Origin of the sequence: Microlunatus endophyticus, from assembly GCF_014646195.1 — a bacterium.
In the GTDB taxonomy this organism is placed as follows: domain Bacteria; phylum Actinomycetota; class Actinomycetes; order Propionibacteriales; family Propionibacteriaceae; genus Microlunatus; species Microlunatus endophyticus.
Map to the genome: position 1 here is coordinate 538824 of NZ_BMMZ01000002.1, position 13802 is coordinate 552625.

Below are 13802 nucleotides of genomic sequence, written 5' to 3' on the forward strand. Positions count from 1 at the left end.
CGTGTTGCGGCCCTTCGACAAGCTCAGGGCGCGTGTTCACTCGAACTGGCGTCGTACGGCGTCCAGCCGACCGGCGACCGTGCCTTCGATGACCTCGGCACCGATCTCGACCCGCATGCCGCCGATCAGTTCCGGTTCGATGATCTCCTGCAACGCTATGTCGCGACCGATCTGTCGCGCCAGCGCCGCCTGCAGCCGCTCCCGCTGCTGCAGATCCAGCGGCCGGGCCACCCGGACGGTGGCGATCACCCGGTTGCGGGCGTTGGCCGCCAGCTCGATGTAGCCGTTCAGGGTCCGGGAGAAGTTCCGGTCCCGGGCGCCGATCGCACGCTTGGCCAGTCGTACGGTCTGCTGCTCCGCCTTCCCGGCGAGCAGCTCATCGACCAGCCCGGAACGACGCTCCGGTGCTGCGGAACGGTCGGTGATCGCTCCGCGCAAACCGGCATCGCCGTCGACCAGCCGGCCGAAGCGGAACAGCTGGTCCTCGACCTCGTCGAGCTTGTCGTCCTGTTGCGCGGTCTTGAGCAGCGCCCGTACGGCCTGGCGTTCCAGACCGTCCAGGAGAGCGGTCGCACCGATCCGCTTGCCGACGCCCTCGACCACCAGGGCGAGCGCGGCATCGCTGACCCGCGGGCCGAACAACCCGGTCGCTAGCGCCTGCCGGCGCTCGACGGGAGTCGCCGGATCGGTCAGCGCCCGGCGCAGGGTCGGTGAACCCTGCAACAGGTCGACGACCGAGAACAACTCGTCGGCCAGTGCGTCCGAGACCGCTGTCCGGTCCAGGGCGGCGTCCAACTCGGCGAGAGCGGCTTCGGACTCGATGCTCACTGTTCTGTCCTCATCGGTCAGTCCTCACTGGACATCTGCTCCTTGCGGGGCCGGCGCATCGGCAGATTCCAGATCGGAGATGAAGCGATCGACCGTACGACGGGCACGCTCGTCATCGTCCAGTGATTCACCGACGATCCGACCCGCCAGGGACGTGGCCAGGCCACCGAGCTCACCGCGCAGCTGATGCACGATCTGGTTGCGCTCGGCCTCCAGCTGCGAGTGTGCCGCCGCGACGATCCGATCGGCTTCCGCCTGGGCCCGCTGCCGGGCGTCGGCGGTGATCTGCGCGGCATCGGCCTTGGCCGCTTCCTTGATCTGCGCAGCCTCGCCGCGGGCGTCGGCCAACTGGGCCTGGTACTTCTCGAGAGCGGCAGCCGCCTCGGCCTGAGCCTGTTCGGCCTTCTGGATGCCGCCCTCGATCGCCGCAGCCCGGTCGGCGTACGTCTTCTCGAACCTCGGCATCACGACGCGCGCGACGACGAAGGTCAGGATCGCGACGAACACCGCGGACGCGATGATCTCCGCAGCTCCACCCGGGATGATCGGGTTGTTGCTCTCCAGGGGTAGCAGAAAGGTTGTCATCGGGCAGGCCTCAGCCGAAGTTCGCGAAGACGAACGCCAGCGCGATGCCGATGATGGCCAGCGCCTCGGTCAGCGCCATACCGATCCAGGCAGTACCCATCATGGCGCCGCGGGCCTCCGGCTGCCGCGCCGTGCCCTGGATGACAGCAGCGAAGATCAGGCCGATGCCGATGCCCGGGCCGATCGCGCCAAGACCGTAGCCGATGATGGCGATGTTGCCATTCAGTTCCATTGGGGTCATGTCTTGCTTTCCTTCCCTGTCAGGGTTTCCGCTGACTCTCCGCGAGTCAGAAGTCTGTAGTTGTCAGTGCTCCTCGGCCAGTGCCGAGCCGATGTACTGCGCACTCAGGATGGTCATGATGTAGGCCTGCACACACTGGACGAAGGTTTCCAGCGCAAGGATGGCCAGCGAGAAGATCAACGCGAAGCCACCGGCGAACTTGTTGATCACGGGAGCCGTCTCGAACAACAGGAACTGACCGCCACCGGCGAACACGAGCATCAGCAGGTGGCCGGCGAACATGTTGCCGAACAACCGCAGGCTCAGGGTGACCGGGCGGATCAGGATGTTGGAGATGAACTCGATCGGGATCACCAGCACCCACAGTGCCGGCGGCACACCGGCCGGCAGCACCGAGTGCTTGACGTAGCCGAAGAAGCCGTGCTTGCGAATGCCGACGACGTTGTAGATCAACCAGCTGATCACGGCGAGCGAGTAGGCCCAGCCGACATGCGACATCGTCGGAAACAATGTCAGCGGGAACATGCCCCACAGATTGTTGATGATCACGAAGGTGATCAGCGCGATCAGGTAGGGCAGGTACTTCTGGAAGTCCCGGCCGATCTGGTCCCTGGCGATGCCGTCCCGGACGAAGGAGTACGCCCATTCACCGAAATACTGTCGCTTACCCGGGACCAGCTTGTGGTTGCGCGACATCGCCAGCCAGAAGCTCAGCGCCAGCGCGAAGGCCACGAGTCCCAGCAGCATCGCCCGGGTGAACCACGGGATCGAGGACAAGAACGGTGGAGTGGTGAAGTTCGCGACACCGACCGAGAAATGCTCTTCGGTCGGCACGGTGATCGCCACGATGATGCCAACAATCAGGGAGATGACGACCAGGGCGACCGCGATCACCCCCAACATCGGCATGCCCCGGCGTGTTGCCGGCGCGACCTGGGCGACTGCCATTACCTCTCCCCTCCGGTGAAGCTCAACGTCTCTGCTGTGAACATTTCAGGCGTCACCCTGCTTTCGGGCCAGGGCAGACCATTGCTCCTGCTGGCGTTTGCGTTCGGCGACCAGGTCATCGATCTGCGCGCTCATGATGTCGGCCCGGGCATACCGCCGGACGATCAACAGCACCGATAGGCCCATACCCAGCACGATGCCTGTCGGCACCATCCACAACTGACCCAGGAAGTGCCAGCCGAGCCAGCCCAGCGCGCCGTAGACCAGCACGCCGCCGACCAGATAGGACAGCACTGCCATCCCCTGCGACTCGCCGACGCTCGCGCTGGCGCGCACAGACCTGCGGCGGGTTCCGTCCGACGACGGCGTTACCTGAGTGGTCATAGCGCACCAAACCGTAGCAGTCGGTTCTCAGCGCCAGCACAGCGAGCGGGCCCGGGAAGACCGTTCATCGTTCCTCGACCCCCTTGTCGCCGGATCGCCCATCATGAGAGCCGCTCCCCAGGTCCTGATCAGCTGCCTGATCAGCGGATGCCGGGGGTTGGTATTCCGTATCGTAAATGGCGATCCGCAGCCGTGAGAACACGACCACCTCGACCAGGATCCAGCCGGCGACCACAGCGATCGCGCCGATGAAGAGCGCCCGGGCGTCGACCCAGCTCCAGCTATGCGCGTGCTGGGAGAAGATCAGCAGGATGAGGCCCAGGATCACCACCCGGCCGGTGTAGCTGACCATCGAGCCCATCAGCAGGGTGCGCGCGCCGGCATCGGCCATCCGGACCATCACCAGCTGCCCGACCGCATAGAAGAAGAGCACGAGTCCGGCGCCGAAGGCAGTCGATCCCAGGCCCCGGGTGCCTTCGATGATGGTGAAGGCGATGATCGCCAGGATGGCTGCCCCGACGCCTCCGGCGAGGCCGCCGAGGAGCAGTTTGCGCGCGCGGACGACATGAATGCTCGGGCCGGCTGCATCCCGGTTCCGGTGGCTTTCAGTCGTCATTTCGGCGGCTGTCCTGTCTATCGCCAGGGGTGCCCGGTCCGGATCGGACGGCACCGTTCGAGGCTGACTCATTACGCTTGTGAAAACTAGCACAAAGTCCCACACGGTCTCCAACCGGCGGTCGTTCGCGGGCCGGCAGGCCGCCGGCCGGGCTCTACGGGAGCCGCCGCGCGGTGACCTCCGGCTTGACCTCGGGGCGGTCATTCAACCGGCTCTTCCTGCCCCGGCTGCGCCAGCTGATCGGCCGGCCGAGCGTCAGGATCGACAACACAACGGCAACCGCGACGATCGCTGCGACCACCTCCCAGTTCTGCAACCGGCCGAGAGCGATCACGCCGAACGACAACAGCGCGGTCCAGCCGTACATCAGCAGCACCGCCCGGCGCATCCCGTGGCCACGTTCCATCAGCCGGTGGTGCAGGTGCTGTTTGTCGGCGACGAACCACCACTTGCCGTGGTACGTCCGGCGGATGAAGGCCAGCGCGAAGTCCAGGATCGGCAGTGCCAGCGCGGCCAGCGGCAACACCAGTGGCAGATAGGTCGGCACCAGGCTGCCGCGGGTGTTCTCCAACTGCGAGGAGTCCAACTGGCCGGTCAGGCTGATCGTCGAGGAGGCCAGCAGGAAGCCGAGCAACATCGCGCCGGAGTCACCCATGAACATCCGTGCCGGCTGGAAGTTGTGCGGCAGGAAGCCGATACACGCGCCGACCACCGCAACCGTGATCAGGCTCGAGGTGGTGGCCCGGACGAGATGCTGCTCGACGGCCAGGTTGTAGGAGTACAGGAAGAACGCCAGGGCGCCGATGCAGACGACGCCCGCGGCCAGCCCGTCCAGGCCGTCGACATAGTTCACCGCGTTGGAGCACAACAGCACCAGGAACACCGTGATCGCGATCTGGATACTGCTGTCCAGCGCGATCGTGTTGTTGGCCAGTGGGATGTAGTACATCTTCACGCCGAAGGCGACCAGCAGCCCGGCCGCCAGGAACTGCCCGGCGAGTTTGGCGAAGGGATTGAGCTCCAGCAGGTCGTCCAAGACGCCGACACCGCAGATCACCGCGGCCGCGATCAGGACGCCGCGGGAGTCGGAGCTGACGGTCGGCTGGGAGCCGAGGAACGGCAGGTGGCTCGCGATCAGGAACGCCGCCGCGATCCCGAAGAGCATCGCCACGCCGCCGAAATACGGCATCTCGACGGTATGCACGTCCCGCTTGCGGACCCGGGCCACTGCTCCGACCTGCAGCGCGATCCGCCGCCACACCGCCGCCAGGACGTAGGTCGTCGCGGCGGAGATCAGCAGGACGAGCAGGTATTCACGCATGGATCAGTCGGTTTCGTCCGAGGTCCCTGAGCTGGTCGAAGGGTCCTCGTCCCGGGCGCCGCCGTCGATCGCTTCGGCAGGCTCAGCGCTCTCGAGTAGCGGTGGCTGCAGCGTGTGCCGGGCGCGCAACTTCTGGACCGTGTAGGCCGGGGCTTCCTCGGCCTCCGGCTCGTCGACCACCAGGTCCTCGACGTCGGGCAGATACTGCTGCAGCGTCTCCAGGCTGATCGCGCCCCGGCGAAGGATCTGGCCGGTCTCCTTGAGGGTGAAATCCACCAGTGTCGACGGCTTGCCCTCGGTGCCGGTCAGCTCGCCGCCGTCGAGGAAGACAGCGACACTCGTGCCGAGCTGCTCGATCGCGTCGTCACAGGTGAGCGCCGACGGCCGGCCCGTCTTGTTGGCGCTGCTGACCGCCAGCGGCCCGGTCTGGCGCAGCAGTTCCCGGGTCAGCTCGTGGTCGGGCACCCGCAGTCCGACGGTGCCGTTGGTCTCCCCCAGGTCCATCCGCAGATGGTCGCTGGCCTTGCAGACGATCGTCAGGGCACCAGGCCACAACGCCTCGACCAGCGACATCGCCGCATCGGGCACGTCGACGGCCAGCGCCTTCACGAAGTGCGGATCGGAGATCAGCACCGGCGGTGGCTTCTCGCGGCCGCGACCCTTGGCGTCCTGGAGCCGCTGCACAGCGTCGGCGTTGTACGCGTCTGCGCCGATCCCGTAGACGGTGTCGGTCGGCAGCACGATGGGTTGACCGGCGTCGAGCGCGCGCCGTGCCGCAGCGGCGGCGGTGTCGATCGCAGCGCGGTCGTCCCGGTCGGTGCAGTCGTAACGGGTGTAGCCGGGACCCGCTGGCGTTTCCGGTTCGGGGATCTCGCCCGGCTCGGTGATCTGGTCAGTCATCGGCGCCAATCCTGCCACGCCCGACGGCAGTTCCGACCTTGCGTGCGGTCGTGAACCGGGGACGCCCCGCCAGGTCACGATGATCACGGACCTGTTCGTACGAACCATGTCCGGCAAACAGTGCGGGGACGGACTCGGCCTGCACCTCGGCGTGCTCGACGGCGACCCAGCCGCCCAGGCGCAGCAACCGCGCCGCGACCCGGGTCAGCACGCGGATCGCGTCGAGGCCGTCATCGCCGGAGAAGAGGGCGACCTGCGGATCATGGTCGCGGGCCTCGGCCTGGACCGACTCCCAGGCCACCAACGGGATGTAGGGCGGGTTGCAGACCACGACGTCGACCTGGCCGTCCAGCTCCGGGAATGCCGTCGCCATGTCGCCCACCCGCAACTCGACGCCGGTACCTTCCAGGTTCTGTGCCGCCCAGCCGGCCGCATCCTCACTCAGCTCGATCGCGTACAACCGGGTGCCCGGCGCTTCGTCGGCCAGCGCTTTGGCGATAGCACCGGAGCCGCTGCACAGGTCGACGGCGACCGGCGTCCGGTCGGTGATCTCGCGGAGCCGGTCGACGGCCCAGCCGGCCATCACCTCGGTCTCCGGTCGCGGCACGAAGACCCCCGGTCCGACCTGCAGGCTGACGTACCGGAAATGAGCGACACCGGTGATGTGTTGCAGTGGCTCCCGTCCCGCCCTGCGGTTGATCAACTCCTGAAAACGGGCGGCCACGTCGACCCCGACCGAATTCTTGATCAACAACTGCGAACGCGACCACCCGGTGGCAACCTCGAGCAGGATCCTGGCATCGGCATCCGGGCTTTCGACGCCTGCCGCGGAGAGCCGCTCGCGGGCATCGACCAGCAGCGTACGAACTCCGATCTCGGCTGCCACGACGCAGACCTTACTGTGGTTCGGTGAAGATCACCTCGATCGAGACATTCCAGCAGAACGCGAATCTGGCACTGGTCCGGGTCCGCAGCGACGACGGGCTCGAGGGCTGGGGCCAGACGTCGCCCTATCTGGCCGACCAGAGCGTGCCGGCGGTCCATGATCAGATTGCGCCGTGGTTCCTGGGCTCGGATCCCTGGGACGTCGCCGCCACGGTGGACCGGCTGGTCCGGGCCGAGTACAAGTTCTACGGCACCGTGCTGTACCGGGCGCTGTGCGGCGTCGAGACCGCGGTCTGGGACCTGCTCGGCAAGGCGGTCGGGCGACCGGTCTACCAACTGCTCGGCGGCACAGTCCGCACCACGATCGGGGTGTACGGCTCCAGCATGCGTCGCGACATCAGCCCCTCGGACGAAGCGCAGCGACTGCTCGGGTTGGTCGAGGACGGGACCTTCACCGGCTTCAAGATCAGGATCGGCTCGGTGATGGGCCAGGACGCGGACGCATCGCCCGGCCGGACCGAGCGGATCATCCGCCTGGTCCGCGAGACCCTCGGTGACCGGATCAGCCTGCGGGCCGACGCCAACGGCTGTTACAGCCCGGCGGAGGCGATCCGGGTCGGCCGGATCCTGGAGGACCAGGGCTTCTACCACTACGAGGAGCCCTGCCCCTATCCCCAGATCGAGGCGACGATGAAGGTCGCCGACGCCCTCGACATCCCGGTCGCCGGCGGCGAACAGGACCAGACCCTGGAGCACTTCCACCGCATGATCAACACCGGCGTGGTGGACATCATCCAGCCCGACATCGGATACCTGGGCGGCATGGTCCGGGCCCGCAAGGTAGCGCTGATGGCCGAGGCGGCAGGAATTCCCTGTACGCCGCACTGCGCCAACACCTCGCTGTTGCAGGTCTTCACGCTGCACCTGGCGGCCTGCTCGGCCGCGGTGAGCCAGTTCCAGGAGTGGAGCATCGAGGACGTGAGCTGGACCCGCGATCTCTACGACGGGCTGCCGCAGGTCCGCCAGAGCATGATCGAATTGCTCGGTGCCCCGGGCTGGGGTGTGCAGATCAACCAGGACTATCTGCGCAGCAGCAGGACCAGGACGAGCACCGCGGCCTGACCGGCAAGTGATCAACTGCCGGCCAGCAGGCCGGCGATGGCCGCATCGACCGTACGCTCGGCGGCCGCCCAGACGTCCGCCTCCGGGTGCCCCTGCAACGGACCACCCAGCGCCAGCAGCGCGAAGCCGTGGACCGCCGACCAGCACGGCCATTCCGCGCCGGGCCGTGACCCGGTCGGCAGTTCGCCGGAGTCGACCAGGGCGTCCAACGCAGCGGTCAACATCTGCAGCGGCCTGGCCGAAGGGGCGTCCGGATCCGCGTCCGACAACGCGCCGGCATGGGAGAAGGCGGTGTCGAACCATCCCGGCTCGGCCAGCGCGAAGCCGATGTAGCCCAGGCCGACGGCTCTGAGCCGGCCGCGTGCCGACCCGGTGGCCGGGACCCCCTCCTGGACCGACGCGGGTGGCTGGAAGCCGCGCATCTGCGCGGCCATGTCGTGCTGGATCCGCTCCGCAACGGCAGCCTGCAGGCTGTCGCGGTCGGCGAAATGCCGATAGGCCGCATTCGGCGAGACACCGACCTTGCGAGTCGCGTCCCGCAGGGTGAGCGCGGCCGCGCCCCCGACCCGGGTCAACTCCAGACCGGCTGCGATCAGTGCTTCCCGCAGGTTGCCGTGGTGATAGCCCTGCCGCTGCGGCACTGATGCTCCTCGAAGGTCTTGACACGTCGGACCCAATGTGTACGGTGTGAACATAGCATCTGGACACCGTCCACATGCGCTCTCACTGCACTCAGGAGATGAGCATGTCCACCACGCAGACAAGCACTGGACCAAGCACTGGACCAAGCACCGCGCTGCCCCCCGTTGTCAGCGCCGACGACTGGCGCCGGGAACTCAAGGCACTGCGGGTGCGCGAGAAGGCCGCAACCCGAGAACTGGACGCGATCGCCGCTCAACGCCGGCGACTGCCGATGATCCAACTGCCGGATTACGTCCTGGTCGGGGCGGACGGTCCGATCCGATTGGTCGACATCTTCGACGGCCGGTCGCAGTTGATCACCTATCACCACATGTGGGAAGCAGATGCCGAGTGGCAGTGCGGCGGTTGTACCGGCTTCACGTCTCAGTTCACCCGGCTGGATTTCCTCGATCCCTACGACGCCCGGTTTGTGATCGTCACCCAGGGTCCGATCGAAGAAGCCCTTGCCTACAAGGAAAAGGTGGGCAACAGGATGGATTGGTTCTCCACCGTTGACAGTCCGTTCGGCACCGATGTCGACGCGCCGCCCGGTGGCGGTTTCGGGGTCAACGTCTTCCTGCGCGACGGTGACACGGTCTATCGCACCTGGCACACCAACGGTCGCGGCACCGAGCAGCTGGGCTACAACTTCGCCTTGGTGGACCTGCTCCCCTATGGCCGGCGGGAGGTCTGGCAGGATTCGCCGGAGGGCTGGCCGAGAACGCCGACCTACGGCGGTTGGCTGGGCTCCCCCGACGTGGCTCGGCTCTACGGCCCGCCGGCGGCCTGACTAACCGGCGACGGCCAGCCGCTCGGCGGTGTCGGCCTCCTGCAACGCCTCGACGATCGGGCCGAGCTCGCCATTGAGGACCTGGTCCAGATTGTGCGCCTTGTAGCCGATCCGGTGGTCGGCGATCCGGTTCTCGGGGAAGTTGTAGGTGCGGACGCGTTCGGACCGGTCGACCGTACGGACCTGGCTCTTGCGGGCGGCCGAGGCGGCGTCGGCGGCCTCTTCCTCGGCGCGGGCGATCAGCCGGCTGCGCAGCATCCGCATCGCCTGTTCCTTGTTCTGCAGCTGGGAACGCTCGTTCTGGCAGGACACCACGATGCCGGTCGGCAGGTGGGTGATGCGGACCGCCGAGTCGGTGGTGTTGACGCCCTGGCCGCCCGGCCCGGACGACCGGTAGACGTCGATCCGGAGGTCGTTCTCGTCGATCTCGACCTCAGTCTCGGCGACCTCGGGCATCACCAGCACACCGGCGGCCGAGGTGTGCACGCGGCCCTGCGATTCGGTGACCGGTACCCGCTGCACCCGGTGGACGCCGCCCTCGAACTTCAGCACGCCGTACGGCATGGTGTCCGGGGCACCGGCACTGGGAGCCTTGATGGCCAGCGTGATCGACTTGTAGCCGCCGAGATCGGTCTCCTGGGAGTCGAGGACCTCGATCTTCCAGCCACGCTGCTCGGCGAATTTGGCGTACATCTTGAAGAGATCGCCGGCGAAGAGCGCGGACTCCTCGCCGCCTTCGCCGGACTTGATCTCCATGATCGCGTCGCTGGAATCGTTGGGGTCCCGGGGTGCCAGCAGCCGGGTCAACCGGTCGACGGCCGTGTCCAGCCGTGCCTGCAGGTCCTCGGCCTCGGCAGCGAATCCGTCGTCCTCGTCCGCCAGCTCACGCGCCGCGGCGAGATCGTCGGTGAGCTGGTGGTACTCGTCCAGACCCTTGATGATCGGCGTCAGCTCCGCATAGCGGCGGCCGATCCGGCGCACCTTCGCCTGGTCGGCGTGCGTCTCGGGGTCGGCCATCTGCTGCTCCAGACGCGCGAACTCCTCACGCAACGGCGCTGCGGACTCGAACACGCTTCCTCCTAGGGCGATAGGACTTCCTGGACATGCGAAACGCCGGGAACTCCGGACTGCACCGTCATCAGGATGCAGGTCCGGGTTCCCGGCGTTGCGTAAGCTACTTCTTCTTGCCGTACCGCTTCTCGAAGCGAGCGACCCGACCACCGGTGTCGAGAATCTTCTGCTTGCCGGTGTAGAACGGGTGGCAGGCCGAGCAGACCTCGACGCGCAACGTGCCGCCGGCGGTCGACTTGGTGGTGAAAGTATTGCCGCAGCTACACGTCACCTCGGTGTCGGTGTAGTCCGGGTGGATCCCAGTCTTCATGTTTCTCCCTGTCGGTTAGGGCGCCGGGTCGGCGTGGCGGGATTGGCCTCGTCGTGAACCGGCACCAGCGACCAAGTGTGCCAGTCGGTCCAACGCCGCACCAAACCGGGACATTCCCGCCGAGGGGTCGCACTTCCCCGCCGAGGGGTCACATATTCCTCAATATCTGCGGCGTGTCGCGCAGTCAGGGGATCAGAAACCCGCTGATCAGCTGCCGCAGGCTCCGGGGATCGAGCCCGTGCAGCCGGTCGTGATCGGCGAGCGTGCCGTAGCGATGCGGGTCCGGGTCGGTGACCCCGAGCCCGAGCTGCCGGTGGTCGAGGTCGGCCAGCGCGCGGGCGACGTGGGCCGCCGACGTACCGGCCAGATACGGCTCGACCATCACGATCCGCGGCGTACGCAGAGTCGATCGCAGGGTGTCCGCATCGAACGGCCGGACGGTCGGGGCGTAGAGCACGGTCACATCGAGTCCGGAGACCGCGGGCAACGTGTTGCGGAGTGTCGGACCGACCGCGACCACCGTCCCCGCGCTGCCCTGCCGCAGCACGCTCCAGGCGTCGTGGTGGGTGGGAAACGCCTCGGGATTGGACCGACCGCCGATCCGGAGGTAGACCCGGGTGTCGTCAGCCGCGGCCGACCGGAGCTGGGCGTCCAGCTCCGCCGGATGCCCCGGCACGTGCACCACCCAGTCGGACAGGGTGTCGATCAGTGCCACGTCCCCCGGCGACTGGTGCGTGCGGCCGCCCTCGGCCCAGTCGTAGGAGCCGTACGCTCCCACCAGGATGGCGCCGACGTCCTGGTGGTCGAGATCGAGTTTGACCTGCTCCCAGGCGCGTTCGATCACGAAGGCGCCGAAACTGTGGGCGATCGGCCGCAGGCCGGCCAGCGCCAGTCCACCGGCCATGCTGACCATCAGCTGTTCGCGGATGCCGACGTTGAGTACCCGATCCGGATGCGTTGCGGATGCGCCGGCGAACTGGTCGGCGGAGATCTCGGCCAGGACGACGGCGACCCGCGGGTCACTGTCGACCAGTGCCGAGGCGGTGGAGACGAACTGGCTGCGAAGATCCATGATCATCCTTTCGGTTCCACCCGCGCCACGACGGCGGTCGGAGCGTCCGGCGCGGTGCTGAGGAAGGCCGCTGCGATGGCTTCATGATCACGACCGTCGATCTCGTGGACCAGCCAGCCCTCGACGGCGAAGCGACGACCGATGCCGCCTGACCAGCCGTGGCTGGAGGACTGGTTGTCGATCACCACCGCGGTCAGATTGGCCAGCCCGATGCCGCCGGCGTACACAACGGCTTCGGAATTGCTGCCCTCGTCGAATTCGGCGTCCCCGATCAGGCAGATCACGCGCGCCCCGATGCCGCGGACCAGCAGTCCGTGCGCCATCCCCACCGATGCCGGCAGCCCGTGCCCGAGCGACCCACTGGAGAATTCCACCCCGGGCACCAGCAACCGGTCCGGGTGGTGGCCGAGCCGCGAGTCGTACGATGCGAGGCCCGCCAGCTGATCTTCACCGAGAAAGCCTTTGGCGGCCAGCACCGCGTAGTAGGCGATCGGCCCGTGGCCCTTGGACAGCACGAAACGATCACGGGCCGGATCGTCGACGGTCGCCGGCGTGATCGACAGGATCCGGTCGTAGAGCACCCAGATCACATCCAGGGTCGAGGTCGCGCTCGGCCCGTGCTTCTCGTCGCCGGTCAGCAGGCCCATCAGCCGGCCCAGCTCCCCATACCCGGAGGTCGTGCGACTCTTCATGACCACGACTTTGCGACATCAAGTGCGGTTGAGGTCAAGGGCCCGGGGTCGGTTAGGGTCGTGGCGGTACTGCAGTGGAGCAGGAAGGAAGGCTGTCCGTGGCCGACACGATGACCGCCGCCGTCTGGAGCGGAAACGGTCCCCGGCTGGAACTCACCGAGATCACGGTCCCGGAGCCGAAGGCAGGCGAGGCGCTGGTCCGGCTGACGTCCTGCGGGGTCTGTCATACCGACTATCACGTGATGAAGGGTGAGGTCGCCTTCCCGTCACCGGCAGTCCTCGGCCACGAGATCAGTGGCCGGGTCGCACGCCTCGGGCCTGATACCACCGCTCCCGGTCTGACCGATGACACGAAGGTGGTCGGGGCGTTCATCATGCCCTGCGGCAACTGCGTGCAGTGTGAGCGCGGCCGCGATGACATGTGCGTCAACTTCTTCGCCCAGAACCGCTTGAACGGGACGTTGTACGACGGCTCGTCGCGGCTCCGCGCGGCCGATGGCAGCTCGATCGCGATGTATTCGATGGCCGGCATGGCCGAATATGCCGTGGTCCCGGTCACGGCGCTCGCGCCGCTGCCGGACTCGATCCCCGAGGTGCCGGCCGCGATCCTGGGCTGCGCGATCTTCACCGCGTACGGCGCGCTGCGACACAGTGCGGACCTGCAACCCGGCCAGACGGTTGCGGTGGTGGCGATCGGGGGTGTCGGATCGAGCATCGTGCAGCTGGCCCGGGCGATGGGCGCCGGCACGATCATCGCGATCGATGTCAGCGACGAGAAGCTGGCCAAGGCAAAGCAACTCGGTGCCGACGAGGTGATCAACTCACGATCGACCGACCCGGTGGCGGCCGTCCGCGCCCTCACGGGCGGGAACGGCGTGGACGTCGCGTTCGAGGCACTGGGACTGCCACAGACCTTCGAGCAGGCGTCGAAGATGTTGATCGACGGCGGCGTGATGGTCGCCGTGGGTATCGCCGCCGGCGCGGCGACCGCCAACGTGGAGATCACTCCGCTGGTCCGCCGCGGCTACCACCTGATGGGCTCCTTCGGAGCCCGCACACGGGTTGATCTTCCCGCCGTTGTTGATCTTGCCGCCAGCGGCAAGATCAACATCACCGATGCGGTCAGCCGCGAATACCGACTCGATCAGGTCAACGAAGCCTTCGCCGCCCTGGGTCGTGGCGAGATCAACGGTCGTGCGGTGATCAGAATCGGCTGATCAGACTACGCGGGCAGCTGTGAGCGCAGCGAACACGATTGCGGAGCCTGCGGAGCAATCGTCCCGCGAGTTGATCTTCGGACATGACCGGTCCGGGGGTACGGGGGTCGTCCCTCGGAACCGGCTATTGGTAGCGCCC

General features: G+C 67.3%; 17 protein-coding genes. 3 read left to right on the forward strand and 14 right to left on the reverse strand.

The genetic code is table 11. The features are described from left to right. Positions 1 to 36 precede the first annotated feature (36 nt). The 9 genes from IEY07_RS06145 to prmC all read right to left on the reverse strand — a co-directional run bounded on the left by IEY07_RS06145 (position 37) and on the right by prmC (position 6709). Entirely contained in the window at positions 37 to 828 is a 792-nt protein-coding gene (locus IEY07_RS06145; RefSeq protein WP_188894269.1) for a F0F1 ATP synthase subunit delta, read from the reverse strand. Between the two features lie 24 nt (positions 829 to 852). After that, the gene (locus tag IEY07_RS06150; RefSeq protein WP_373288808.1) at positions 853 to 1413 is read right to left on the reverse strand and encodes a F0F1 ATP synthase subunit B; all 561 of its coding nucleotides are present in this window, start codon (positions 1411 to 1413) and stop codon (positions 853 to 855) included. Between the two features lie 10 nt (positions 1414 to 1423). Further along, a complete protein-coding gene (gene atpE, locus IEY07_RS06155; protein WP_188894270.1) occupies positions 1424 to 1654 on the reverse strand; it encodes an ATP synthase F0 subunit C in 231 nt (76 codons plus the stop codon). A gap of 63 nt (positions 1655 to 1717) precedes the next feature. Further along, on the reverse strand, positions 1718 to 2602 hold the full coding sequence (gene atpB, locus IEY07_RS06160) for a F0F1 ATP synthase subunit A (RefSeq protein WP_229669756.1): 885 nt from the start codon (positions 2600 to 2602) through the stop codon (positions 1718 to 1720). A 45-nt stretch (positions 2603 to 2647) separates the two neighbouring features. Next, the gene (locus IEY07_RS06165) at positions 2648 to 2986 is read right to left on the reverse strand and encodes a hypothetical protein (protein ID WP_188894271.1); all 339 of its coding nucleotides are present in this window, start codon (positions 2984 to 2986) and stop codon (positions 2648 to 2650) included. Between the two features lie 64 nt (positions 2987 to 3050). Next, positions 3051 to 3602 (reverse strand): hypothetical protein, encoded by a 552-nt coding sequence (locus IEY07_RS06170; protein WP_188894272.1) that lies wholly within the window; start codon positions 3600 to 3602, stop codon positions 3051 to 3053. A gap of 154 nt (positions 3603 to 3756) precedes the next feature. After that, positions 3757 to 4923, reverse strand: a complete 1167-nt coding sequence (locus IEY07_RS06175) for a glycosyltransferase family 4 protein (RefSeq protein ID WP_188894273.1) — start codon at positions 4921 to 4923, stop codon at positions 3757 to 3759. Between the two features lie 3 nt (positions 4924 to 4926). After that, positions 4927 to 5823 (reverse strand): L-threonylcarbamoyladenylate synthase, encoded by an 897-nt coding sequence (locus IEY07_RS06180; protein ID WP_188894274.1) that lies wholly within the window; start codon positions 5821 to 5823, stop codon positions 4927 to 4929. After that, complete coding sequence (prmC, locus tag IEY07_RS06185) at positions 5816 to 6709, reverse strand: peptide chain release factor N(5)-glutamine methyltransferase (protein ID WP_229669757.1); 894 nt, start codon at positions 6707 to 6709, stop codon at positions 5816 to 5818. Before prmC ends, IEY07_RS06180 begins: the two co-directional genes overlap by 8 nt. 23 nt (positions 6710 to 6732) lie before the next feature. Between prmC and IEY07_RS06190 the strand changes: the two genes are divergently transcribed. Then, positions 6733 to 7830 carry a mandelate racemase/muconate lactonizing enzyme family protein gene (locus IEY07_RS06190; protein ID WP_188894275.1) on the forward strand — a complete coding sequence of 366 codons (1098 nt, stop codon included), beginning with the start codon at positions 6733 to 6735 and terminating at the stop codon, positions 7828 to 7830. Between the two features lie 11 nt (positions 7831 to 7841). Here IEY07_RS06190 and IEY07_RS06195 read toward each other — a convergent pair whose 3' ends face one another. Next, positions 7842 to 8471, reverse strand: coding sequence for a TetR/AcrR family transcriptional regulator (locus IEY07_RS06195; protein ID WP_229669758.1), 630 nt, complete (start codon positions 8469 to 8471; stop codon positions 7842 to 7844). A 104-nt stretch (positions 8472 to 8575) separates the two neighbouring features. Here IEY07_RS06195 and IEY07_RS06200 point away from each other — a divergent pair, with 104 nt between their 5' ends. Further along, positions 8576 to 9301 (forward strand): DUF899 domain-containing protein, encoded by a 726-nt coding sequence (locus tag IEY07_RS06200; protein WP_188894277.1) that lies wholly within the window; start codon positions 8576 to 8578, stop codon positions 9299 to 9301. On the opposite strand, the gene prfA is transcribed toward IEY07_RS06200, so the two are convergent. The 4 genes from prfA to IEY07_RS06220 form a co-directional block, all read right to left on the reverse strand. Next, entirely contained in the window at positions 9302 to 10372 is a 1071-nt protein-coding gene (gene prfA, locus IEY07_RS06205) for a peptide chain release factor 1 (RefSeq protein WP_188894278.1), read from the reverse strand. A 103-nt stretch (positions 10373 to 10475) separates the two neighbouring features. Beyond that, positions 10476 to 10682, reverse strand: a complete 207-nt coding sequence (gene rpmE, locus IEY07_RS06210) for a 50S ribosomal protein L31 (protein WP_188894279.1) — start codon at positions 10680 to 10682, stop codon at positions 10476 to 10478. 184 nt (positions 10683 to 10866) lie between these two features. Further along, a complete protein-coding gene (locus IEY07_RS06215; protein ID WP_188894280.1) occupies positions 10867 to 11754 on the reverse strand; it encodes a transketolase family protein in 888 nt (295 codons plus the stop codon). A gap of 2 nt (positions 11755 to 11756) precedes the next feature. Beyond that, the gene (locus IEY07_RS06220; RefSeq protein ID WP_188894281.1) at positions 11757 to 12446 is read right to left on the reverse strand and encodes a thiamine pyrophosphate-binding protein; all 690 of its coding nucleotides are present in this window, start codon (positions 12444 to 12446) and stop codon (positions 11757 to 11759) included. A gap of 98 nt (positions 12447 to 12544) precedes the next feature. Between IEY07_RS06220 and IEY07_RS06225 the strand changes: the two genes are divergently transcribed. Continuing rightward, complete coding sequence (locus IEY07_RS06225; protein ID WP_229669759.1) at positions 12545 to 13663, forward strand: zinc-binding dehydrogenase; 1119 nt, start codon at positions 12545 to 12547, stop codon at positions 13661 to 13663. Positions 13664 to 13802 lie beyond the last annotated feature (139 nt).

What these genes read in the sequence shown, in the direction of transcription:
- IEY07_RS06165 (WP_188894271.1), bottom strand. Translation starts at nt 2,986, where the DNA reads ATGACCACTCAGGTAACGCCGTCGTCGGACGGAACCCGCCGCAGGTCT.
- IEY07_RS06215 (WP_188894280.1), bottom strand. Translation starts at nt 11,754, where the DNA reads ATGGATCTTCGCAGCCAGTTCGTCTCCACCGCCTCGGCACTGGTCGAC.
- IEY07_RS06170 (WP_188894272.1), bottom strand. Translation starts at nt 3,602, where the DNA reads ATGACGACTGAAAGCCACCGGAACCGGGATGCAGCCGGCCCGAGCATT.
- IEY07_RS06150 (WP_373288808.1), bottom strand. Translation starts at nt 1,413, where the DNA reads ATGACAACCTTTCTGCTACCCCTGGAGAGCAACAACCCGATCATCCCG.
- atpE (WP_188894270.1), bottom strand. Translation starts at nt 1,654, where the DNA reads ATGACCCCAATGGAACTGAATGGCAACATCGCCATCATCGGCTACGGT.
- rpmE (WP_188894279.1), bottom strand. Translation starts at nt 10,682, where the DNA reads ATGAAGACTGGGATCCACCCGGACTACACCGACACCGAGGTGACGTGT.
- IEY07_RS06200 (WP_188894277.1), top strand. Translation starts at nt 8,576, where the DNA reads ATGTCCACCACGCAGACAAGCACTGGACCAAGCACTGGACCAAGCACC.
- atpB (WP_229669756.1), bottom strand. Translation starts at nt 2,602, where the DNA reads ATGGCAGTCGCCCAGGTCGCGCCGGCAACACGCCGGGGCATGCCGATG.
- IEY07_RS06220 (WP_188894281.1), bottom strand. Translation starts at nt 12,446, where the DNA reads ATGAAGAGTCGCACGACCTCCGGGTATGGGGAGCTGGGCCGGCTGATG.
- IEY07_RS06180 (WP_188894274.1), bottom strand. Translation starts at nt 5,823, where the DNA reads ATGACTGACCAGATCACCGAGCCGGGCGAGATCCCCGAACCGGAAACG.
- IEY07_RS06175 (WP_188894273.1), bottom strand. Translation starts at nt 4,923, where the DNA reads ATGCGTGAATACCTGCTCGTCCTGCTGATCTCCGCCGCGACGACCTAC.